The organism is Streptomyces sp. NBC_01546 (assembly GCF_045208355.1).
Lineage (GTDB): Bacteria > Actinomycetota > Actinomycetes > Streptomycetales > Streptomycetaceae > Streptomyces.
In genome coordinates this window covers 237,702-258,880 of sequence record NZ_CP109379.1, presented here as the reverse complement: position 1 = coordinate 258,880, position 21,179 = coordinate 237,702, and the positions used below count along the sequence as shown (strand labels likewise).

25 protein-coding genes and 2 pseudogenes are annotated in these 21,179 nt (G+C 69.1%); 10 read left to right on the top strand and 17 right to left on the bottom strand.

What is annotated here, in order from left to right:
• Nucleotides 1–644: 644 nt before the first annotated feature.
• The 4 genes from OHA89_RS01340 to OHA89_RS01325 all read right to left on the bottom strand — a co-directional run bounded on the left by OHA89_RS01340 (nt 645) and on the right by OHA89_RS01325 (nt 3,558).
• Complete coding sequence (locus OHA89_RS01340; protein WP_266615499.1) at nt 645–791, bottom strand: hypothetical protein; 147 nt, start codon at nt 789–791, stop codon at nt 645–647.
• A 513-nt stretch (nt 792–1,304) separates the two neighbouring features.
• A complete protein-coding gene (locus OHA89_RS01335) occupies nt 1,305–2,285 on the bottom strand; it encodes an NADPH:quinone reductase (RefSeq protein WP_406364936.1) in 981 nt (326 codons plus the stop codon).
• Nucleotides 2,286–2,312: 27 nt separating this feature from the next.
• The gene (locus OHA89_RS01330) at nt 2,313–2,882 is read right to left on the bottom strand and encodes a PadR family transcriptional regulator (protein WP_406364935.1); all 570 of its coding nucleotides are present in this window, start codon (nt 2,880–2,882) and stop codon (nt 2,313–2,315) included.
• Nucleotides 2,883–3,213: 331 nt separating this feature from the next.
• Nucleotides 3,214–3,558: a helix-turn-helix domain-containing protein gene (locus tag OHA89_RS01325; RefSeq protein WP_406364934.1), complete on the bottom strand. Its 345-nt coding sequence runs from the start codon at nt 3,556–3,558 to the stop codon at nt 3,214–3,216.
• A 150-nt stretch (nt 3,559–3,708) separates the two neighbouring features.
• On the opposite strand from OHA89_RS01325, the gene OHA89_RS01320 reads away from it, so the two are divergent.
• A complete protein-coding gene (locus tag OHA89_RS01320) occupies nt 3,709–4,272 on the top strand; it encodes a GNAT family N-acetyltransferase (RefSeq protein WP_266615491.1) in 564 nt (187 codons plus the stop codon).
• A 450-nt stretch (nt 4,273–4,722) separates the two neighbouring features.
• On the opposite strand, the gene OHA89_RS01315 is transcribed toward OHA89_RS01320, so the two are convergent.
• The 3 genes and pseudogenes from OHA89_RS01315 to OHA89_RS01305 all read right to left on the bottom strand — a co-directional run.
• A complete protein-coding gene (locus OHA89_RS01315; protein WP_406364933.1) occupies nt 4,723–5,973 on the bottom strand; it encodes an MFS transporter in 1,251 nt (416 codons plus the stop codon).
• A gap of 133 nt (nt 5,974–6,106) precedes the next feature.
• Complete coding sequence (locus OHA89_RS01310; protein WP_406368347.1) at nt 6,107–6,616, bottom strand: tetratricopeptide repeat protein; 510 nt, start codon at nt 6,614–6,616, stop codon at nt 6,107–6,109.
• A gap of 523 nt (nt 6,617–7,139) precedes the next feature.
• A pseudogene (locus OHA89_RS01305) lies at nt 7,140–7,958 on the bottom strand (serine/threonine-protein kinase); the annotation flags it as partial.
• A 902-nt stretch (nt 7,959–8,860) separates the two neighbouring features.
• Here OHA89_RS01305 and OHA89_RS01300 point away from each other — a divergent pair.
• Both OHA89_RS01300 and OHA89_RS01295 read left to right on the top strand, forming a co-directional pair.
• Nucleotides 8,861–8,989 (top strand): hypothetical protein, encoded by a 129-nt coding sequence (locus OHA89_RS01300; RefSeq protein ID WP_406364931.1) that lies wholly within the window; start codon nt 8,861–8,863, stop codon nt 8,987–8,989.
• Between the two features lie 106 nt (nt 8,990–9,095).
• A complete protein-coding gene (locus tag OHA89_RS01295; RefSeq protein WP_257559632.1) occupies nt 9,096–9,254 on the top strand; it encodes a hypothetical protein in 159 nt (52 codons plus the stop codon).
• A gap of 297 nt (nt 9,255–9,551) precedes the next feature.
• Here the strand turns inward: OHA89_RS01295 and OHA89_RS01290 are convergent, their stop codons facing one another.
• Nucleotides 9,552–9,812 carry a hypothetical protein gene (locus OHA89_RS01290; protein WP_266615934.1) on the bottom strand — a complete coding sequence of 87 codons (261 nt, stop codon included), beginning with the start codon at nt 9,810–9,812 and terminating at the stop codon, nt 9,552–9,554.
• Here OHA89_RS01290 and OHA89_RS01285 point away from each other — a divergent pair.
• Nucleotides 9,805–9,975: a hypothetical protein gene (locus tag OHA89_RS01285; protein WP_266615485.1), complete on the top strand. Its 171-nt coding sequence runs from the start codon at nt 9,805–9,807 to the stop codon at nt 9,973–9,975. The two genes, OHA89_RS01290 and OHA89_RS01285, sit on opposite strands and share 8 nt — an antisense overlap.
• A gap of 441 nt (nt 9,976–10,416) precedes the next feature.
• On the top strand, nt 10,417–10,626 hold the full coding sequence (locus OHA89_RS01280; protein ID WP_266615484.1) for a hypothetical protein: 210 nt from the start codon (nt 10,417–10,419) through the stop codon (nt 10,624–10,626).
• 78 nt (nt 10,627–10,704) lie between these two features.
• On the opposite strand, the pseudogene OHA89_RS01275 reads toward OHA89_RS01280, so the two are convergent.
• The 4 genes and pseudogenes from OHA89_RS01275 to OHA89_RS01260 form a co-directional block, all read right to left on the bottom strand.
• A pseudogene (locus OHA89_RS01275) lies at nt 10,705–10,928 on the bottom strand (hypothetical protein).
• 23 nt (nt 10,929–10,951) lie between these two features.
• Nucleotides 10,952–11,134 carry a DUF6233 domain-containing protein gene (locus tag OHA89_RS01270; RefSeq protein WP_266615482.1) on the bottom strand — a complete coding sequence of 61 codons (183 nt, stop codon included), beginning with the start codon at nt 11,132–11,134 and terminating at the stop codon, nt 10,952–10,954.
• Nucleotides 11,135–11,385: 251 nt separating this feature from the next.
• Nucleotides 11,386–11,784 carry an STAS domain-containing protein gene (locus OHA89_RS01265; RefSeq protein WP_406364930.1) on the bottom strand — a complete coding sequence of 133 codons (399 nt, stop codon included), beginning with the start codon at nt 11,782–11,784 and terminating at the stop codon, nt 11,386–11,388.
• 5 nt (nt 11,785–11,789) lie between these two features.
• Nucleotides 11,790–12,539 (bottom strand): hypothetical protein, encoded by a 750-nt coding sequence (locus OHA89_RS01260; protein WP_406364929.1) that lies wholly within the window; start codon nt 12,537–12,539, stop codon nt 11,790–11,792.
• Nucleotides 12,540–12,832: 293 nt separating this feature from the next.
• On the opposite strand from OHA89_RS01260, the gene OHA89_RS01255 reads away from it, so the two are divergent.
• The 3 genes from OHA89_RS01255 to OHA89_RS01245 all read left to right on the top strand — a co-directional run bounded on the left by OHA89_RS01255 (nt 12,833) and on the right by OHA89_RS01245 (nt 14,162).
• On the top strand, nt 12,833–13,123 hold the full coding sequence (locus OHA89_RS01255) for a hypothetical protein (protein ID WP_406364928.1): 291 nt from the start codon (nt 12,833–12,835) through the stop codon (nt 13,121–13,123).
• Nucleotides 13,120–13,521 carry a MerR family DNA-binding protein gene (locus tag OHA89_RS01250; RefSeq protein ID WP_266615475.1) on the top strand — a complete coding sequence of 134 codons (402 nt, stop codon included), beginning with the start codon at nt 13,120–13,122 and terminating at the stop codon, nt 13,519–13,521. Before OHA89_RS01255 ends, OHA89_RS01250 begins: the two co-directional genes overlap by 4 nt.
• 305 nt (nt 13,522–13,826) lie before the next feature.
• Nucleotides 13,827–14,162, top strand: coding sequence for a YnfA family protein (locus OHA89_RS01245; protein ID WP_266615474.1), 336 nt, complete (start codon nt 13,827–13,829; stop codon nt 14,160–14,162).
• 30 nt (nt 14,163–14,192) lie between these two features.
• On the opposite strand, the gene OHA89_RS01240 is transcribed toward OHA89_RS01245, so the two are convergent.
• Nucleotides 14,193–14,405 (bottom strand): hypothetical protein, encoded by a 213-nt coding sequence (locus OHA89_RS01240; protein WP_266615473.1) that lies wholly within the window; start codon nt 14,403–14,405, stop codon nt 14,193–14,195.
• Here OHA89_RS01240 and OHA89_RS01235 point away from each other — a divergent pair.
• Nucleotides 14,404–15,024, top strand: coding sequence for a hypothetical protein (locus OHA89_RS01235; RefSeq protein ID WP_406364927.1), 621 nt, complete (start codon nt 14,404–14,406; stop codon nt 15,022–15,024). The two genes, OHA89_RS01240 and OHA89_RS01235, sit on opposite strands and share 2 nt — an antisense overlap.
• Nucleotides 15,021–15,533, top strand: a complete 513-nt coding sequence (locus OHA89_RS01230; protein WP_406364926.1) for a transposase — start codon at nt 15,021–15,023, stop codon at nt 15,531–15,533. The genes OHA89_RS01235 and OHA89_RS01230 overlap by 4 nt, the downstream gene beginning before the upstream one ends.
• A gap of 159 nt (nt 15,534–15,692) precedes the next feature.
• On the opposite strand, the gene OHA89_RS01225 is transcribed toward OHA89_RS01230, so the two are convergent.
• The 4 genes from OHA89_RS01225 to OHA89_RS01210 form a co-directional block, all read right to left on the bottom strand.
• Nucleotides 15,693–17,813: an MMPL family transporter gene (locus OHA89_RS01225; protein ID WP_406364925.1), complete on the bottom strand. Its 2,121-nt coding sequence runs from the start codon at nt 17,811–17,813 to the stop codon at nt 15,693–15,695.
• 303 nt (nt 17,814–18,116) lie between these two features.
• On the bottom strand, nt 18,117–19,460 hold the full coding sequence (locus tag OHA89_RS01220) for an FAD-dependent oxidoreductase (protein ID WP_406364924.1): 1,344 nt from the start codon (nt 19,458–19,460) through the stop codon (nt 18,117–18,119).
• Nucleotides 19,457–20,416, bottom strand: coding sequence for a UbiA family prenyltransferase (locus tag OHA89_RS01215; RefSeq protein WP_406364923.1), 960 nt, complete (start codon nt 20,414–20,416; stop codon nt 19,457–19,459). The genes OHA89_RS01220 and OHA89_RS01215 overlap by 4 nt, the downstream gene beginning before the upstream one ends.
• The gene (locus tag OHA89_RS01210; protein WP_406364921.1) at nt 20,413–21,165 is read right to left on the bottom strand and encodes a methyltransferase; all 753 of its coding nucleotides are present in this window, start codon (nt 21,163–21,165) and stop codon (nt 20,413–20,415) included. Before OHA89_RS01210 ends, OHA89_RS01215 begins: the two co-directional genes overlap by 4 nt.
• Between the last annotated feature and the right edge of the window lie 14 nt (nt 21,166–21,179).

Sequence of the window (21,179 nt, the reverse complement as noted above, 5' to 3'; positions counted from 1 at the left end):
CGTCGGCTGCGGGCGCGCGCACCGGGAAGTTCGGCAGTGGGGTTCCAAGCCAGAGCAGACGCAGGACGGGCGACGGGGCTGGCTGCCGAAGAGTGGCGCTGTCACAGGCCACTGAGTAGTACGCAGGAGAGCAGGACCAGCAGTACGCAGTCCCCCGTTGGATAAGCAGTTGACCGCCGAGGGAAGAACGGAGGAGCCGAGCGCCATCAGGATCGCCCGGGCGGAAGTCTGAGCCCGGGTACCGCAGGACATCGATAGTGAGGTGGTCTCCGGTCAAGCAACCGCGATCCCCGCGCCCCCGGCCGAGTTCAGGTCAGGTCCGCGGAAACAGTAGGCCGGCGCAGTACTAGGGCTGGCAGATGGTGATGCAGTTACGCACCGGGCGGATCTACCTGCGCGGCCTGCGGCCCCTGCTGCGGGCCGAGTTCCAGTGGGCCATGTATGTCCACGGTCTGCAGCCCACGCCGTGTGGAACTTGACGTGGGTGCAGTCGCTCGCGGACGAGTGCCAGCGTCGCGACGTGGCGTCCCTGGCCGGCCTGGACCCGTCCGTCTTCCCCGCGACTACCACCAGCGCATGGTCCAGGAGATGCAAGAAGCCCTGCGAAAGGTCTACTTCAGCCCCTCCGACAGCCGCGATGCCGGCTACAGCGGATCACCACCGAGAACACCGATCTCAAGCAGCGCGTCCGCCAACTCACCACTGACAACCGGTCCTTCGACGAACGCCTCAAGGCGGCCCGCTCCAACCTCCGCTTCCAGGACCGATGCGTCGCCGACCTCGAAGCCCAAATCGCGGACCCAGCAGGCGGGTGATCATCACACCCGCCCAGCCGCCGCCTCCTGGCGGATGGCGGCATCGGCCAGCTGTCCGGGCTCGAAGACCGCCACCGCCACGCGGAACTCCGGGGCCAGCGCGGCCCACTGCTTCTCCAGAAGCTCCCCCTGATCGATTGCCTCGGTACGGGCTTCGAGGAACGGCTCGCGACCTGATGCCCGTCAGATCGGTACGTCGTTATCAACACGGCATCTCCGGGACCCAGACCGCGGACGGCGAGCCTCAGCACGTTTGCCGACGACCTGCCAGCGGCCCTTCAACGGGCGGCACCGACCAGGCGTCCTGTCCCGAGCGCAGATCCGCCGCCGCTGGGATACGGGGCGTGAACATCCGCGGGTCGGGTTCGTACTCCAGGCCGGCCATCGCCTCGGTCGGTGTTCGCCCCTCCTGCAGCCGGTCGGACACCACGGCAACGTGCTCTCCGTTGCTGAAGGCCAGCCAGCCGCAGGCCGTGGTGCGGGGTGGGGTCACTGCGGGAGGACGACCAGGATGCGGCCGCGGCTGCCGGCGTCGACGCGGTCGTGGGCCTTGGCGATGTCCGCCAGCTCGTAGCGGTCGCCGACTTCGACGGTCAGGGCGCCCGCGGCGGCCGCGGCGGTGAGATCGCGTGCTGCCTGGCGTTTCGCCTCTTCGGGGAAGTCGTCGCTGCCGATCAGGCGCAGGATGACGTTGTTGAACAGCAGGGGCCAGAAGGGGATCTCGGTCCGGTCCGCGCTCGTCGCGTAGGCGGCGATGACCGCGCCGTTCGCGACGACGGCGTTGTCCAGGTCGGCGTTGGCGGACAGGGACACCTCGACGATCCGGTGCACGCCCCCGGGCGCGTACGCGCGGATCGCCGCCGCCGGGTCCTCCTGGTCCAGGGCTACGGCGTGGGACACGGCAGCCGGGTCGACCTGTGCGAGATCGGCGCCGCGCCGGACGGTGGCGATCACCCTGGCCCCGCCCCAGCAGGCGAGCTGCGCGGCCAGGGAGCCGACCCCGCCCAGGACGCCGTGCACCAGCACGAGCTTGCCGTCGACCGGGCCGTCGGCGAACACGGCGCGGTGGGCGGTGATGCCGGGGATGCCCAGGGCTGCGCCGAGTTCGTCGCCGAGGTGGTCGGGCAGCGGGACAGCCAGATCGGCGGGTACGACGGTGTACTGGGCGGCCGTGCCGAAGGGCCGGTAGGACTGGGCGCCGTACATCCACACCCGCTGTCCGACACGGCGCTCGTCGACCCCCTCGCCCACGGCGTCGACGACTCCGGCGGCGTCGCTGTGCGGGATCACCCGTGGGTAGGGCATCGACGAGCCGAGCCAGCCACGCCGCTTCTTGGTGTCGCCGGGATTGACACCGGAGACGGTGACGCGGACGCGGACCTCGCCCGGGCCGGGGGTGGGGTCGGGCAGCTCGCCGACGCGCAGCACGTCGGCGGCGGGGCCCTGTCGGTCGTACCAGGACGCAATCATGGGCGGCTACCTCCGGGGCTGGTCAGCTCACAGGTTGTCCGAGCGTAGAGGGGGGTCCGTCTCGGTGCGCGCGGTGACTGGCTCGTCATCGTCCAGAACCTCGTGCAACCAGTCGCGTTCGGCGCTACTGATGGCGCGGGCGGTCAGCAGCATGCCGCGCCGGTAGGGGTCGGTCATGTCCTCGGCACGCAGCGGCCGGTCGCCGTCGTAGAAGAAGCTCGCCGGCTCCTCCAGAAACTCCAGTCGCCGCCGCAGCACCGCGTGCTGTTCGGCGACGTCCGGCAGGAGGGACAGGAACGCCAGCACGGTGAAGAACCGCGTGAAGTCGCTGATCTCGTGGTCAGCGGGCCTGCGCAACCGCTTCAGCAAGTCGGTGCGCCCGGCGGCGGTCACGCTCAGTATGTAGCGGGCCGCACCCCCAGCCGGGTCCGCGCGCCGTTCCAGCAGGCCCGCCGCGGCGAGACGCTTGATCGCCGGGTACAGACTGCCGTCGCTCACCGGCCGGGTGTAGCCCGTCAGCTCCGAGAGTCGGCGTCGCAGTTCATGTCCGGGCAAGGGCCGCTCGGCCAGGAAGCCCAGTATCGCTAGGTCAAGCATGGCCCTATCCTCTCACATCGATTCGATGTGTACATCGAATCGATGTACCGTGTATCGACGATCCAGAAGACGCTTTTGGCACTGGCGTAGGGCTCGGTGGTCATGACCTGGGTGACCAGGTTCATAAAGGGCCTGATGCCCGTTCTGGGTTCGCAGCGGCCAAAGACACGGGCGTGATGGACGTCGTATGCGGCCAGGTAGGCAAGCGCGCCGCCGCGGTCGTATTCGTGGTTAACGCGCATTGCCCGGGCCTGCTCGGGTGCCAGCGTCGGGTGGCAGCGGCAATGCGCCTGGATCGGGCGACCACCTCCCGGGCCAGCTCCGGACACGATCAGCGCGACAGCGGCGCGCCGGTCCCGGCGGGTAACTGACAGGCCAGCGCCTTGACCTGGGCAACCTGCAGCGCGGTGAACGAGACCGGCCGACCGGAACGCTTGCGGTCGGCCAGGGCCGGCATGCCTCCAGCGGCGAAGCGGCCCCGCCAGGTGCGCACCGTGTCCACGTGCAGCCGCGTCTGCACGGCTATCCGGGCGTTGGGACGCCCTCGGGCCGCCAATGACACGATGGTTGCCCGCTGCCGGGCCTGATGCGGGGTCTTGTGGCCGTAAGCCATCTTCTTCAGCCGGTGGCGCTCGGAGGCGGTCACCACGACGGGCACGGCGGAGGCGAGGGGCACGGAGAAAAGTGACCGATCCTTCAGGGGCAACGGGGCACGGGCCGGCGCCAGGCCGCACCCATCTCTTTATCCTGCAACGTCATGGCAACGCCCCCGAGTTGCCGAGGAAAATCGTTGGGCTGACCAACTTGCTGCAGGCATGATCGACTCGTGGACACCTACCTGGATACCGAGCGCCTGGCCCTGCGCCGCTTCACTGCCGATGACGCGGACCTGCTGATCGAGCTGGACAGCGACCCGGCGGTGATGCGCTACCTGACCGGCGGCGATCCGACCGCGCCGGAGCTCGTCCGCGAGCGCGACCTGCCGAATATCCTCGCTGGTTACGAGAAGTGGGGCGGCGACCTCGGACTATTCGCCGCGCACGAGAGGGACGGCGGCGCGTTCATCGGCTGGTTCCACCTGCGTCCCGGGCTGGAGGGCCCGCGGGACGAAGCCGAACTCGGCTACCGGCTGCGGCAGGCGGCTTGGGGCAAGGGTTATGCCACCGAGGGCTCGCGGGCCTTGCTGGGCAAGGCGTTCACAGAGCTCGGTGTGCGCATGGTCTGGGCTGCGACGATGTCCGTGAACCACGGTTCGCGCAACATCATGGAGAAGCTCGAAATGACGCTCGCGGACACCATCCCTACTCCCTCCGACATGGAGATGGTCGAGGGCTCCGAGCATGGAGGCGTACGATACGAGATCACCAAGGAGCAGTGGGAGCAGCAGTAGCCACGGTGCGAACGACCGTTCTGCATCCACGCCCACCGGAACCCGGTAGGTGGACCGCAGGAGTCGTACCAGGTTGAACCCGAGGCAGCCTCGGCTCTGCAACGAAGACACCCGGACGGTCTCGCCATAAAACCTGTTCTGTGGTCAACCCCCGAAGAAGTTCAAGCGTTGACCACTTAGCCACCCTCCGTCACCACCGAATGTGAGACAGAGCCGTTCGATTGGCAGACCCCTGTGCGATCGACACGGCGGAACCTTCAGGGGGAGCCCCGAGGTAAGGCCCAATTCCGCAAGTACTTGATCTTGGTGTCCGGCCGGTGTCGCTCGTCACCCATTCGGCCAAGGGTCTTTGGTGGGACCCGCCCCTGGACGTCGCCTTCAGTCCGCTGCGCGGCGATGTCCCCGGCGTGGACGGCTACGGCCAGGCGGCCTGACACACCTACTCCTTGGTCATCCCGTCACTTCCGCGGCAACGCCCTGCTGCGGCCGGGTCCGCATGCCCCAGCGGGCAAGCGATGGGCCGGCAGCGCCCAGCGCCGCGAAGAACAACGCCAGCAGCAGCCAGCCCGTTGTGCCGAGACCGAGCACCACGGTGGTGAGAATCGCGGGGGCAAGGGCCTGGCCCGCGTTGAAGCCGAGGCCGAGGAGACCCTGGTACTGGCCCTGGGCGTGGTCGGGGGCGAGGCCGAAGCCCAGGGCGAAGCCCGCCGAGGACTCCCAGACCTCTGCCAGGCTATGGACGAAGATCGCTGCCAGGACCAGTCCCGCTGCCGCCCAGACGGGGGTGTACGCAGCGAGCGCCATCATCGGGCAGCTGACGAGGAAGAGCAGCCCCGCAGTGCGAAACGCCCTGCCGCCGTCGTGCGGGGTTTCGATACGGGAGCCGATCCTGGTCTGCATCAGTACGCAGAAGGCGGCATTGACCGCGAACAGTGCCGCCACCGTCCAGCGCGGTGCTTCGGTGTGTTCGGAGATCCAGATCGGCAGGAGCAGGGAGACCACCGGGTATTGCAGTCCCATGGCCCCGTAGAGGGCTGTGAACGTCAGGAACGGGCGGTCCGCGAAAGCGACCCAGCGACGCTGCTCCGACGGTGCCGCCAGCACCGGATAGCGGGGCAACAGGAGCAAAAGCAGCGCGCACAGGGCGAAGCTCGCCGCGTTGCCGAGGATCAGCGTGACATAAGCGCCACGGGTGTCCGCGGCCAGCGCCAGCCCGGCACCCACCGTTCCGAGAATGACGCCCAGGTTGACGAAGGTGCGCAGCTTCGCCCGGAACAGGGCCGGGCGATCGCCCCCGACCCGGACCACCAGAGCGCCCCAGGCCGCTCCACCCGCCGCTGCGGCGATCTGGTCGACCGTCGCGATGATCGTGAGCGCGGCCCAGCTCTCGACAAGGACAAGGGCCGCCATCGACATCGCCTGAACCGCGAGGGTCAGCATCATGATCGTGCGCGCCCCGCGCCGGTCGGCGAGATGCCCTCCGGGTATCCCTGCGCACAAGCCGATCACTCCGGCGATGGTGAGCCCGGCGCCGACCTGCACCGCGGGCAGGCCTACGACCAAGGTGAAATAGAGCGCCGACGCCGCGTTGAACAGACCGTTGCCGACCCGGTTGACGAAACTGGCGGCGATCAGTACGCGCTCCGGCCTGGTGTCCCCGACCATGTTGCCTATTCGGCCCGCCAGTCCGCTCTTGATCATGGATGGCAGGCTAGCAGCGGTCGACATCCGCGCCCTGCGCCTGAACGTCTACGACGTCGCCGACCGACTGCTCTCGCTGCGCCCCAGTACCTGATCGGGGCCTTCAGGCAAAAAGACTGCAGGTGCCACGGTCTCAACGCCGGGCTGCGTCCGTCCACTGGGCAAGGGATTCGCGGATTCGCAGCGTGTCGGGATGGGCCGCACCCAGCGCTCGGGCGTGGTCAGCTGCCACCGCCGCCATCAGGTCCCGTGCCCAAGCAGGGTCTCCCGTCGCCCCCACCAGGACGGCGTGACTGTGGCGTGACACCAGGGTGTGGGGGTGGTCCGCACCGAGCATTCGGGTGCGGTCCTTCACCACGGCGGCGAACAGGTCCCGTGCCGTCGCGACGTCGCCCGTCGCCGCGACCCAGTGAGCGTGGTTGTGCCGGGACACCAGGGTGTCGGGATGGTCTGCGCCCAGTACCCGGGTGCGGTCCTCCACCACCGACGCGAACAGACTCGAGGCCCGCTGGCCTGCACCTGCTTCCCCCCGTCCAGCGGGCGTAGTCGTGGCGGGATGCGAGGGCGTCGGGATGATTCGCGCCCAGCAGCCCGGTGCGGTCAGAGACCACCGCCCGCATCTGGGCTCGTGCCTTCCTGGCATCTCCCGCTACCCCCATCCAGAGGGCGTACTCGTGGCGGGACGCGAGGGTGTCCGGATGATTCGCGCCCAGTACCCGCGTACGGTCCTTCGCCACCGCCGCCATCAGGTCACGCGCTTTGGCTGCATCACCCGCTTCCCCTGCCCAATGCGCGTGATTGTGACGGGCCAGCAAGGTGGCCACGGCCACTGGACCCAGCTTTCGGGCTGAGCGCTCGGCCAGCTCGGCGTAAAGACGGCAGGCGGCGGGCGTGTCTTCAAGGCGCTCCGCTTCGGCGGCCTCGCGGGTGAGGCTGATGAGAGCGAGTATCTCCGGATCGACGGGGCGCTCCGGTACCGGGGGAGACGATGGCGCCTCTGCTGTCCTGGTCTGGGCATGAGGACCATGTGCGGGCGGCTTGGATGCCTCGGGCAGCTCGGGCAGCTGAGGTGTACCGGGCGGGGAGGCGGCGGAGCCTGGGCGTGAGGGCACGGACGGAGTGCCTGCGGAGGTGGGAGCCGTGAGGGCGGTCCGCATCGCCTGGGCGTCGGGGTAGCGGTCGTCGGGATTCTTGGCGAGGGCGCGCGCGATGACTGCTTCGAGGTGGGGACCGGCGTCGGTGCCACGGCTTGCGAGGGTCGGGGGTGCTTGCATGGCGTGCTGGTACATGAGTGCAAGGGAGTCGGCACCGTCGAAGGGGAGCGTCCCGGTCAGCATCTGGAAGAGGACCACGCCGACCGCGTAGAGGTCGGACCGCGCATCGGGGGTGGCGCGGCCCTGAAACTGTTCAGGTGCCATGTACGGCAGGGTCCCGATGACCGCGTGCGTACCGGTGAGGGCGGTGCTGCCGGCTCCATCGACCGCGCGCATGATTCCGAAGTCGGCGACCTTCGCGAAGCCCTCCCCGGTGAGAACGACGTTGGCCGGTTTGATGTCTCGGTGGACCATCCCCCTGATGTGGCTGGCCGAAAGAGCGGCCAGTACCTGGCGGGAGATACGGACCGCCTCGGTGAGCGGAAGAGGCCCCTCCGCCTTCAGGCGGCCGTCCAGGGAGGGGCCGTGGACCTGCTCCATCACGAAGTACGCCACCGGCGGGCCCTGGGGACACGGCTCCTCTCCAGTGTCGTAGACGGTAACGACGTTGGGATGGGACAACGAGGCCATCGCCTGCGCCTCACGCCGGAACCGGGACGCGTGCCCGTCGTCCAGCCCGAGCCCCGTCTTCATCACCTTGACGGCCACCGCCCGCTCCAGGCGCTCGTCCCAGGCCCCGTACACGACCGCCATACCGCCCCGGCCGAGCAGGCGATCAATGTGGTACCGGTCGCTGGCCAGGGTGTCGCCCACCCTGAAGATGTCCCCCATCAAGCCGATCATAGGGTGAAGCTAAGGCGCAGGGCAGAGCCTCGTATGGGTTGGCCTGATGCCGAGCTCTTCTCCGCAACGACCAAAGGCGCAGCATCTGTCGGGAGTTGCCGCAGGCAGTCGGCTCGATGGCCGCTCAGCCACGACGAGGCGTGCGGCGCTGGAGAGCGATGCCGGGCCCAGCCGCAGCGCGGCAGCAGCCGCCCCCCATCAGGCCGTTCCGGGCGATGCGTTCGCCTCGTACGGAGTCCGGATCGACGGCGGGGGTACGGTCCGCGCCCACCTCGGACGCGGACCGGGGCATTTGTCGACCGCCATGTATCGGCCCTCCTCCGCGGATGGCCGCCTGTTGCCCCCAAGATCACCCGAAGTCGGCAGCGGCGGGCGTGGCAATTCGAGCCCCTGACCTGGGTCAACCTGGCCCTGCACATCCTTGTCGTCCCCACTGCCGCCGTCCTCGCCCACTACGTCCGCAGACTGACCGCGCGGCTGACAGCCAGGCTAAGGGCTGTCCCGTAACTGATCTTTGGCACGAGAGTGGTCGGCTGAGATCGGATCCTGGGTCCCACCCTTTGGAAGAGGCGCCGGCCTCGGTTCACCCCTGTGACCGCACGACACAGCAGCGGATGGCAGGGGCCGTCCTCCCGGCAACGTGTGGATCCACCCGCCCGGGGAGATCAGCAGCGCCCCTGTTATCGTGCGCCGATGTCAACGCGCGGGAGGCGAGCCGCTCGATCAGGCGCTCGACTTTGTTGGTCGCGGTCGAGGACGGGCCTTCAGCGCTCCAGCTTCAGGCGCCGGAACGCCGACGGCGAGCATGCCCGACGGCTGCGACAGCCGCCAGAGGGCATCTGGGAGGTCACCGAGCTGCCGGTGCTGGTGGCGCGGCCAGGACTTCCTGGATGGAGATCTGGTACGAGACCGGCGAGATCACATGGCGGAGCAACCTGCCCGACGAGGTCGAGGCGGAGCTGACGGAGACGTTCCAGCGGTGGAGCGAAGAACCAGACACGTCCCTGGACAACGAGTAGGGGAACGTCATGCGCTGCATCTGGAACGACTTCTTCCGCAGGGGTTGACGCAGGCATTTGCCAGGCGGATCGTGGGCGCCTCAGCCGAACGAACGCTGGAGGTCCCGTGACCGACGAGTACCGCACCAGAGAACTGATGCTGCCAGCCGGCACCGCCACGATCCTGGGGACAGCCGACATGGACTTGACCGATGCCGAGCTACTCGAGCGGTACCCGCGCGTGGCCGAGATACTGGCCCGTTGGGAGCAAGAAGTTCGGGTGTGATCCCGCGAGGGACCATCCCAGGCCGACGCCCCTCTCGTTCCTCCCCACGGGAGGGTCGTCGGCCCGCAGGCAGCCGCATCCCAATCGTCGCCTGTAGTTCCAGTGCTGCCGCCCGCAGATTGGCGTGCGCCTCGGCGACCTGTCCGAGAACGGTGATGAGCGCTTCGGTCTCGAGGCGGGTGAGAATTGCCAGCCGTTCGCCCGCCTCGTCCAGCTGCTCGTACAGGTCATAGTGGGCCATTCCGTGGGTAACGGTGCCGGGCCCCGGGCGGTCACGGACGCCGGGCAGTCTGCCACCTACGCACGCCGGCGCGAACTGCGTTCGCTCACCGCCTGGATGGCGGCGCGGCTGCGGCCCGTCAGGGCTGGGGGGCTGGGGGCGGAACCTCCTGTGCGGCCGAGGAGCTGGGCCAGGCCCCGGCGGGTGGCGCCCAGGACCACGGCCTCCTCGGCCTTGAGGACGTACCCCGGGGGCTTCCACAGCAGCCCGGGCCCCTCAACGACCGCCCTCTGCTGCCAGGCCGCCCGGTACCGCCCCGAGGCCGACACGGTGTGCACGGCCCGCAACGCGCATGCGGCCTGGCACCTGCTGCGGGAGGAGGACCCGGAGGCCGCCGCCGACCTTGCGGGCCCCCTGGCGGACATGCTCGCCATCCTCGGCGAGGACGTCCGCCGTAACGACGTCCTCGCCAACTCGGCCACCGCGGCCTCCGAAGGGTGACCTTCCCGTCCCGCGCCCGGTTGAGCTGGCATCAGAAAGACGATCGACGCGCTCACGGCGGCCTGCCTGGTGTTCGCCGCCGCCCCCGCGCAAGCCAACGCCAAGGCCAGTGACGGCAAGGTAGGGCTGTCGGTCTACGGCAAGGGCCTGCGGGTCGATGACGTGGGCGCCTAGATGGAAGGTCACGGGACCGAGGTACGCGCCCGCCTGATCACGTACACGCCGAAGGGGTATCGGTCGGAGCTGACCGGCTGGAAGGACGCTACCTCCGTCACGGCGGCCCTGAACAAGCTGTCCACGGTCGGGTGGAAGTGGAAGGCGGCAAGAAGTTCGCCCACGGAACGCGGTTGTGCGTGGAGTTCAATGTGGTGAACGGGGAGCCGTGGTGGTGATCGACCGCTAGCCTCACCGGAAATTGTGGATCTTGGATCGGAGAGAAGCATGGTCTGGACGTGGCGATACGAGAAGGCCGACGGCACGGAGACCGCGCCGGCGGTTGAGCCGGAGGAGTTCACGACGCAGGGGGATGCCGAGTCGTGGGTGGGCGAGGTGTGGAAGGAGCTTCTCGATGGTGGCGCCGAGCAGGTGACGCTGTTCGAGGACGACGCCCAGATCTACGTCATGAGCCTCCGTGCGGCGGCCGAGGCCTAGACCCTCGGGGCACAGTCACTGACCGGAGCAGCAGTGCGGGCCGCCACCCTCGCCGGGTGGCGGCCCGCACTGCTGCTCTCATGCCTCGCCGGGATCGGGGCTCCAGACGGCGTGCCCGCCGCCGCGCCATTCGATCAGCGGCGGATCGTCCAGCCGGACGACGTCCGCTCCAGGCCGGCCCGGCGCAGGAATTCGAGGAGGTCGGCGGGGCCGAGTGCGCGGCCGAGGATCTCGCCGTCGCAGCGGACGCGGCGCCCGCCCTGGGCGTCCGGCGGATAGACGACTACACGAGCAGGGCTCATCCCTTCACCCTGCCGGTGCCCGGTCACTCCGGCACTGCGAGGGTGGTGTCGGGTCGGCAGTGGATGCAGGCGGGCACGCCGTCGGCCAGCAGCCGCCGTATCTGCTCGGGGTCGGCGGGGGCGCAGCGGTTGCCGGTGTCCCAGCAGTCCCGGTGTGCACGCGAGCCGGGGGCCGTCCGCTTCCGATCCCGCGCTCGACCAGCCACGCGGGCGGCTCCTTCGGCGGCCGTCGGGACGAGGCGAGGGCATCGCGTTCCTCGGTCGTGGCAAGGGCTTGTTCGGCCCGGCCGAGTTCGCCGTGCAGGTAGGTGACCGGCGTCAGCAGCCGGGGCAGGTCGGGCGGCAGGACAGACACGGCTTCAGCTCCCGTACTGCGCCCGCCGCGCGGCCTTGCACGCCTCGCACAAGGGGCTGGCCCCGACCCCGTACCGGCACGCGGGGGCGTGGCTTCTCTGCACTAGATGCGGGGCAGCCAGCCGTCGGCGAAGTCGGAGCGGTCCCGTGCGCGCTGTGCCTTCTCCTCGAGGAGTCGGCGGAACCCTGCGAGGGCGTAGCGCTCCCCGGTGGCCGCTCCGGGTCCGGGGATGCCGGCGACGGTGGCCATGCATTGCTGGGGCTGGGGCTGCCAGCCGGTGACCTGGACCCGTAGGCGCATGCGTTCTGCGCGACGGTGCAGGTTCAGGAGGTGGAGCAGGCCGTCGGCGTCCATGGCTGCGACGGCGTGCAGGTCCACCAGGAGGTCCCGCTCGTCCATGGTCACGTGGTCCAGCACACGCTGGAGCACCTCTCCCGCACCCTCGTCGATCTCCCCAGCGGCGCTGACCAGAATCGAGCTGCCGCAGTGCTGGACGTCCACGTTGATCAATGTTCTGCTCCCGTCACCCGAAGGCTCCGGACCCACGGGGCCTCATCCTGGCGCGGCACCGCGTAGGGCCAGTGCGCGGCGCGCTGAAGCGCCCGTAGCAAGGCCACCGACCGTGGCGTGACCGGGCGCGAATCCGCTCCGCACCGAAAGCCAAGGACGACCTGACTGCCCTGTCGAAAGCCGACCTCTACAAGAAGTTGGGGCCTTGGTCTCATCCGGTCGGTGAGCACCCGCCACACCGCCACGCACCCGACCGAGCGCCCCAGACAGCCCCGCCGCGGCCCCTCGGATGGATGACGCGCCCGGGCGCCCATCAAAGAGGGGGACACCAGGAAACCGGTGCCGTGGTGGGACGACCCGGGACTCCGGACGGTTATTCGGCCGACCGAGCGGGCGGCGAGGAAACCGCCTTCGAGGTAGTCGATTCCGATGAGATCGTTGCGGCCCATGAACCGTTCGAGCACCAGCAGGTCGGTGCTGACCAGCTCGCGGTCCAGATCCAGGCTCGTACCGGTCGTGGCGGTCTCCGGTGTCCGCTCGATCGCTGTGGCCATGGCCCAGTCGACGCCCAGACGGTTCAGCCTGTTGTTGACCCGTTCCTGGGTGTCGGCATAGAGGATGCCGTGCTGCTCGAGCGCCTCCATGTGGCCGTCACGCTCCGTCGTGCGGGTTGCGTAGCGCCGACTGGCATCCTCCACCTGCTGCAGGAAACCCGTGTCGACGTGTGACAACTGCTCCACTGTCATCTCGGCTCGCCTCCTCGGCGGCACTTTTCCGCGCTCATATGTCGGAGTTCCTCCCCTCATTTCAGTATGGGCACAGGGCCTGGGGTGCCGCTCAGCCGAACAGCGGGACGCCCCGGAGTGGTTGTTGCGTCAATCTTTGAACCTTCTCCGAATTTCGGGATGGACGACGATTTCCCTGCTGCCCCGGCACACGAGCCGTTGCGCGGGATGCTTCGTCCGGTCACAGGGTGGTTGAGAGCACTTGCCCCGTGTTTAAGCCGTTCTGGCCTCCACCCAGTTGTGCGCTCGCCGTGATGCCGACCCGCATCCGCCGCAGCGCTCCCGGCCTGGCCGCCAGGTGGCCGGCTTACTCCGTGGCGTTCGATGTGTTGCAGCTGGACGGGGTGGAGCTCCTGGCGCGCCTGTACCCGGAGCGCCGCGCACTCCTCGAGGAGTTGTTCACCGGGCACGGCCTGACGGCCCCAGCCCCGTGGACCCTGTGCCCGATGACCACGGACCTGGCCGAGGCATGCGAGTGGCTGGAGTCCTGGACGGATGTGTCCGGAGTCGAGGGCATCGTCAGGTCGCCGAGGCGGCTGGGGTGAACGTGCAGACGCTGCGCTACTACGAGCGGCGGGGCCTGCTGGCCGAGCCGGAACGCAGCAACGGCGGACACCGCCTGTACGGCGAGGACGCGGTGACCGCGCTGCGGGTGATCAAGGCCGCGCAGCGGCTCGGCTTCACCCTGGAGGAAGTCGCCGAACTGCTCGAGGCCGGCCGCCACCGCCACGGCCGCCCCGTCGCCGGGCTCCAGGAGCGCGCCTCGGCCAAGCTCGCCGAGGTCGACGCGAAGATCGCCGACCTCACCACCATCCGCACCGCCCTGGCCACCGCGGTCGAGGCGGGCTGCGACGACCTGACCGTGTGCGCGTCCAGCGCCTGCTGTCCCATGCCCTTCACCGACCTTGCCGAGGAGAACCGCCATGCCGGACCCTGCTGCTGACGCCCACTCCGACAAGGCCCCCAAGGCGCTTGCGGGCCTGGCCGCTCTGGCCTGCGTGGCGTGCTGCGCGCTGCCCGTCCTGATCGCCGCGGGCGTCCTGGGGCCGGCGCGGGTGCGGTGGTGGGCTGGCTGCCCGCCCTCGCCGTGGTCCTGGCCGTGCTCGCCGGCGGGACATGGTGGCTCGGACAGCGCCGCCGCTCCTGCTCTTGCGGCACGAAGAGCACAGGTGAGGGCGGGTGCGGCTGCCAGAAGGATGCCGACCCGCTGAAGATCACGAGCGGGGGCCGTCGATAGGGTTCGCCGGTATGACCGTCGCTCGTTCCGTTGCCCTGTTCGCCGTTGCCGCCCTCTTTGAGATCGGCGGGGCCTGGCTGGTGTGGCACGGCATCCGCGAGCACAAGGGCTGGGTGTGGATCGGCGCTGGCGTCATCGCGCTGGGCCTGTACGGGGTGGTGGCCACCTTCCAGTCCGACGACAACTTCGGCCGCATTCTTGCCGCGTACGGCGGGATCTTCGTCGCCGGATCCATCGCCTGGGGCATGGTCGCCGACGGCTACCGCCCTGACCGCTACGACGTCATCGGCGCCCTGGTCTGCCTCGCGGGCATGGCCGTGATCATGTACGCGCCCCGCGGGAACTGACCCCGCCCGGCCGTCCCGGACCGCTTGACGTCAGCCCACCGTGATCGTCTGCTGACTCCCGTCAGGCAACGTGCAGGTGGAGGCCCTGTACGGGTTCTCCTTGACCTGTCCACCCGCGGCCGCGCACTCTTCCCCGGTGATGGTCGGAGACGCGGCGGCCTGAGCGCTGAAAGCACCGACCGCGCTCGCGCCGGCCAGGGCGGCTGCAGCCAAGGCGAGGCCCAGCATTCTTCTCATACGCATGACTTCCTCCTCTCAGGCGCCCCCGTTCGGCCCTTTCAAGGACAAGTCTCGGGCCGACAGCGCTCTCCTCCTCAGCATGGGCGATGTACAGGAAGCCCGCGAGACCAGTCGCGCGCCGCAACAGGGATCCGGTCGAGGCCAGTGCGGGAGTCACCCGGAGCACATGTGGTGTGACCAGGGAGGGAGAGAACTGCTGCCTCCGGGCCAGTGGCACCTGTCGACAACAGCAGGGCAAGCGCAGTCGGAGCGGAGCCTGGGCGGAACGGCAGCCGAGCAATTGCCGCACGGCCCGGTCCTCGATGGCGAACTGGTCGTCTGGGACACCGAGGCCGGCCGGTTGCCCTTCGAGGCGTTGCAGCGCTGGGCCGCCACCCGCGCCCGCGGCGCCCGGGCCCTGGCCGCCCGGTGGCCGGCCTACTTCGTCGCCTTCGACCTCTTGCAGCAGGACGGCCAGGAGCTTTTGAGGCGCCCGAGGGATGCACCAGCGTCACCCACCTCCACAGTGAACTCGTCGCCGACAACGCGCCCGTCACCTACCAGATGGTCCGCGCCCACATCGCCACCCTCCGCGGGGCTCCGGCCGGCCAGCCGCCCCGGCCTCCGACGGTGCGCCAGGTGACCGGCTGGCTCACCCGACACCCCACCGCGCTGAGCGAGGACGACCGCGCCGGCTTGAAGGATGTCCTGGCACGCTGTCCCGAACTGGACACGGCCGCCGGGCACGTCCGCGGCTTCGGCGAGATACTCACCGGCCGCCTCGGCTCCACCCTTCCCACCTGGATCGACGCGGTCGAGGCCAGCCAGCTGCCCGGGCTCACCGGCTTCGCACTCCACCTGCTCCGGGACCTTGACGCCGTGACAGCCGGGCTCACCCTGGACTGGAGCTCGGGCAGCATCGAGGGCGCCGTGAACCGGATCAAGAAGATCAAGCGACAGCTCTACGGTCGAGCCGAGTCGCAGAGCAGGGGCGACGCGCTCGTCGGCGAGGGCTCGGAGCCACCCGGTGGGATAGGCGTCGGACTTCGCGTCGGTCAGGAGGGCGCGCAGCACCTAGACGAAGAGCAGGCCCGCTGGGTGAGCGGCGTCGCTGGGCGGGGAATCACGCCGCGTCAACCAAACCTGACCTGACCGGCGGACGGGGTCACCACTGCGCCGACGTTCTTAAGTTCTTCGGCAGTGAACTCCTGGCCACCGCCGCGCGACCACCCGGCCGACAGCGGCGACATAGGAGCGTCGGATCCGATCGGGACCAGGCTCTCATCGTCCGGTCCGGCTGATCAGCTCCGTTCAGGAGGCGGTGACGGGTTTTCGCCATGGTGCGGGTGTCCACCAGTTGGCGGGGCCGAGCGCTGCCATGACGGCAGGGACGAGGATGCCGCGTACGAGAACGGCGTCGACCAGGGCGCAGATGGCGATGCCGACGCCGGTGAATTTGAGGAGGCTGACGTCTGAGGTGCCCATGGCTGCGGCGGACAGGGCGAGGGCTGCGGCGGCACTGCTGACGAGGCGGCCGGTGCGGGCGATGCCGTCGATGATGGCGGTGCGGTTGCTGCCGGTGCGGTCGTATTCCTCGCGGATGCGGCCGAGGAGGAAGATCTCGTAGTCGATGGACAGGGCGAGGGCGACGAGGAGAGTGAACAGGAGCATGGGGGTGTCGAGGGTTCCTGTCACGGTGAAGTTGCCGAGCAGGGTGCGGCCGTGGCCGTCTTGGAAGAGGACTACCAGGATTGCGAGGCTGGCTCCCAGGCTGGCCATGGCGACCAGGAGGGCTTTGAGCGGGGCGATGATCGTGCGGGTGTAGGCAGCGAGGAGGGTCAGGAGTGCGCAAGCCAGGAGGAGGAAGCACAGGGGCATGGTGTTGCGGATGGCCGTGATGGTGTCGGTGACCTCTGCGGCCCGGCCGCCCACCAGGACGGCCCCGGGTGCGGTTGTGGCGCGTACGGCCCGTACGACTGCTGCCGCCTGCTCGGTGCCTGGGTCGGCGGCGGAGGCGAGCAGGAGCACGGCGGCGAGGGAAGGACGGTCGGTATGGCTAGGTCCGTTCGCGGGCTGGGCGGGGCGCACGATGCGGACGCCGATGATGTGGGGGACGCGGGCCAGTCGTTCCGTGTAGGCGGGCAGGCCTTGGGCGGTATCGGGGCCAGTGACGACCAGGGTCAGCAGCCGTTCGGGTGGGGCGGCGAAGGTGTCCCTCACGTGCTGGGCGGCGGCCGCCGCCGGGGCGGAGGGCGGCAAAGTGCGCTCGTCCGCCAGGCCGAGCCGGGCGTGGCCAAGCGGCAGGGTGATCACTCCCAGCAGGACGGCCGCGAGAGCGGTGGTGAGCAGGGGACGTGTGGTGACCGTGCGGGCGGTGGACCGCCAGAATTTGCTGCCGTTCTCGTGGTGGGTGCGTCGCCACCGGGACAAGGGGTCGAAAGCGTAGGTGTGCGGACCGAGTAAACGCAGGAGAGCGGGTAGCACTAGCAGGGCAACGGCGGCGGACAGGATCGAGACGATCATGCCCGCCATGGACAGGGCGCGCAGTACCGGTACGGGCACCACCAGTGCGGCCGCCAGGCAGGCGGTGATCGCGGCGGCGGAGAAGACGATGGACCGCCTGGTGGAGTGCAGCGCGGTGGACAGCGCCTGCTGTGCGCTGTCGCCTCGTGCACGCTGCTCGCGGACCCGGGCCAGGAGGAAGAGGCTGTAGTCGACTGCGAGTCCCGCGCCGATCGCCGAGGCGGCGTTGACCGCTGCCCAGGAGACTTCGGTGACCTGGGCAAGCAGTCCCAGCACAGGGATGGTGCAGCCGACTGCCAGCACGGCCACCAGGACTGGCAGGAGGGCGGCTACCAGGGAGCCGTAGGCGAAGATCAGCAGCAGAAACAGTACGGGGGCTGTGATCAGCTCTGCGCGCATGAGGTCGCGTGCGCTTGTTTCGTCGATTTCCTCGTTGGCGGCAGCTGGACCGCTGGCCTCCACCCGCAGGCCGCCGGCCGCCGTGCGGGCGGCTTTGACCAGACGGGAGACATCAGGCGGGGGCTGCCCGTCCACCCCTTTCAAACGGGCGGCGACCAACATGGTCTCGCCATCCCGGGAGAGCAACCACGCGTTGTCGCGCACGGTGGGGGCCCATACGCCGGCCACTTCGCGGTCGCCGGCCAGGGCTGCGGCCACTGCCACGACGCCGTCTTCCAAAGGCGGCTGCGCCGGGTGCGCTCCGGCGCGGGACAGGGCGAGGAACAGGTCTGGAGAGGGAACACCCAGCCGTTCGGCCCGCCGCTGGGCGTGCACTGCTTCGATCCCGGTGGCCACCGAGCCGCCGGTGGTCAGCGATGCCATCGCAGCCGGCGCCAGGACACCGGCGCACACCGCGGCCAGCATCGCCAGGACCACGGTCAGCCAGGCTCGTCGTCTTGACGGTTTCATCGCGCCCTCTCTGGTGTGTCGCAGGGCCTGTCCAACGATCACGTTGTCGGCCCGGTACGTGCCTTGTTCTGCCTCTTCCGCTCTGGCTCGTCCGGCCGGGCCAGCGCAGCAGAGGCAGGCGGGTACCGCGGAGCATGAGCCGTCGCGACGCCGCCGGTGATCTGGCGGCTGTGCGGCCAAGGGGGGAGCCGGCCGAGGTAGCGAACGCCGTAAGGCAGCGGCCGGTCATTCCCGGACCGTGGAGGCGCTCGCCGCGCGCTGTGCCGGCCAGGTCGGTTGGCACCGCAGCCGTGGGCGGTCCGGTCACTCGACGGGCCCTGTCCCAGGTTCCTGAGGTCGCAGTGCCCCGAGGAGAACGCGTGGGCGCATGAGCGCGGTCGGCCGGTCGATCAGCCCTGCGACTCGCATCAGGGCATTTGTGACGGCGGGGTCCTTCGCCGCCGCATGATGCAACCGCGTCACGTACGCGTTCCCCATCCGCGCGGTGAGCCCACGATGCCCTGCCATTCCGTTGTACTTGAGGTCGCTGGTCGTCGAGATGAACCACGGCTGGTTTACGATCCGCCCGACGTCGCGCATGAACGCGATGGTGCTCGGCGTGCCGCGTGACAGGTGCCGTTGCAGGGCCATCACTTCCATGGCCGCGACGGTCATGCCCTGGCTGTAGTTGGGGTTGAGGCTGCACACTGCGTCGCCGAGCACGAGTAGCCGCTCGGGAAGGCGAGGCAGCCGTTCGTAGTGTCGGCGCACGCTCGCCGGGAAGCGGAAGCAGACTGGGTCGCTCAGCGGGTCGGCGTGCCGAATCTGCTCGTAGACGTCAGCGACGGGCAGGGACCTGGCGAATGCGAGAAATCCGCCGGGATCGGTCGGTGGATGGTCGCCGAGGATGCCGGTCAGCGACACGATGCAGGTTTTGCGGTCGACCTGTCCGAAGAACGCCCCTCGCGGGAACTCGCGTGATGCGATGCAGTTGATGAACTGCGTACCGTTGAGCATGTCCAGGCGGCGGCGGTAGAGCCGTGTGGTGTAGGCCAGACCGATCGTCATCCGCTGCTCGACCGGTCGCTCGTACCCCAGCTCCTCCAGCCATACCGGCGTGCGCGATCCGCGGCCGGTGGCATCGACGAGCAGATCGGCATCGAGATCGAATGCGCTTCCGGCATCCGCTGCAGTCGAACGCAGCCGGACCCCGGTCACCTGTCTGCCGTCCGGTGTGGAGAGAAAGCCGAGAACCTCAGTCCGCTCCAGGAAAGTGACGTTGGGCAGCGCGGCGACTTTGTTGCGGAAGTACTCCTCCAGCACGGGCCGCTGGGCAGTCACGGACGGCAAGCCGGTCCGCGTGGACCGGAACGGCCGGGCGTTGAAGTACCAGCGCTGCTCGCCCAAATCCCCCACGGGAAGTTGTGCGTGCCGTATGTCCCGAAGCAGGTTCGGAAAGAGTTCCTCCAGGATTAGGCAGCCGCGGGCGTGCAGTCCGTGGGCATGCCCGGCATGGGGAGTGCCGCGCCGCGGCCGGCTCACGCTGACCACCCGGTCGCGGTCCACGACGATGACTTCACGGTAGAACTCCGAGAGGACCCTGGCCGAGAACGTTCCGGCGATGCTTCCTCCGAGTACGACAGCCCGGTCGCCAACGCTTTCGTTCATGAGGGGCGCCCCGTCAGGAGCGCGGTGGCGAGGCCGAGGAACCCGAGGTCGATGGAGATCAGCACGAGGAACCGGGCCTTGCGCAATTCGCGGCGATACACCCCGTAGTACAGCTGGGCGAGTTGGAGTGCCACCGCTGGAGCACTGAGCACGATGAATCCCGCGTTCAGCCGTGTCGTGGTGAAAAGCAGAACAAGCAGTACGGCATTGACCGCAACCAGCACATGAAGTACGACGGCGAACGCCAGGGGTGACAGGACGACGGCAAGGGTTTTCCGGGAGACGGCAGCGTCTCCTGCCCGGTCGGAGGCGTTCCCGTACGACACCACCAGGAGCAACCACAGTCCGAACAACGCACTCATGAGGAGCGTCTCACGGCTGACGGTTCCGGCGGCGAACCAGTAGGGCACGAGTACGGTGCAGACACCAGTGAAGAAGATCGTCGACTCGAGTCCCAGCGGCCGGTAGCTCAGCTTGATACCGCAGGAGTACTGGACAGCGAGAGCGGGCACACCGAAGGCGACCACCATGGCCGGTAAGGGAACCCGCCAGTCCAGAACGCCAGCGGCAAGCGAGATCGCGAGCATCCCGCCGATCCACGCGGCGACGGCGAACCGAACCGCCTCCGGCAAGGCCAGCGCACCGGTGAGCAGTGGTTTCCTCACCCTCGTCACCAGTGGCCGTCCCACGTAGTTACGGGCGTCACTGCCGTTCAGGAACCCGCTCACGTCGTCGGCGGCTGACGCGCTCCACTGGATGGCCAGCGTGCCGACAAGCATGAATGCCATGGCGAGCAGCGTGCCGCCGCTCAGAAAACCGTCCGACCGCAGGAGCAGCAGCCCTAGGGCCCAGCCATAGGCATAGTGATAGACCCGGGCCTTGGCGAGCCTGAGGTAGCTGATGATTTTGGGCCGGGGCCTGATCGAGGCGGCGACCGGCGTTTGCGTGGCGGTCACGCGCTCCTCCGCTCATCGCGGACGCCGGCGGCCTCAAGCAGTTGGAACGTCACTGGAACGTCACCAGCTTGGCGGGTCGTCTGTTCCCGCTCCGTGAGCCGCACAGCGCACCGGGCGGCTAGCGAGTTCAGCCGGCCGGGGTCACCGAGGCTGTTGAACCCCAGGAACAGCCGACCCGAATCGGTCAGCCGTGCCAGGCCTTCACGCAGGTACCTGTGGTGCGTGGCATAGCCACGATCGAAGATCGCGTGCTGCATGGGGCGCGTGTAGACGAACTCCTCGGGGGCGCAGATGACGTTGGAGTTCCAGAACACCACGTCGAACTGTTCACCGGGCGCCAAGGCGTCGTACAGATCGCTGTGCAGCACGTTCATCCGGTCGGTCACACCGTGGCGGGCGGCGTTGAGCTCGGTGTTGCGTACCGCCTCAGGGTTGATGTCCACCGCGGTGACCCGCGAGCACCCCGCCAACGCCGCCATCACCGCGGTGACGCCGGCTCCACAGCCCACCTCCAGAAAGCTTCCCCCTACGGGGAACGGCAGCCATTGGGTGAACAGCTGGGTGGAGTCGGTGTGGACCGGAGCGAACACCTGGGGAATGAGATCCCACCGCAACCCAAGCATCTCGAATTCCTGCGGCTTCCTTCCTCCGTCGTGCCTCTCCACCAGCTGCAGGCCGACATCGAAGAGGGCGTCGCCACCCGGCGCAGCAGCAGGGGCGAGGAGTGAGGGGACATACCGACTTGCCATGACAGTTCCTTGTT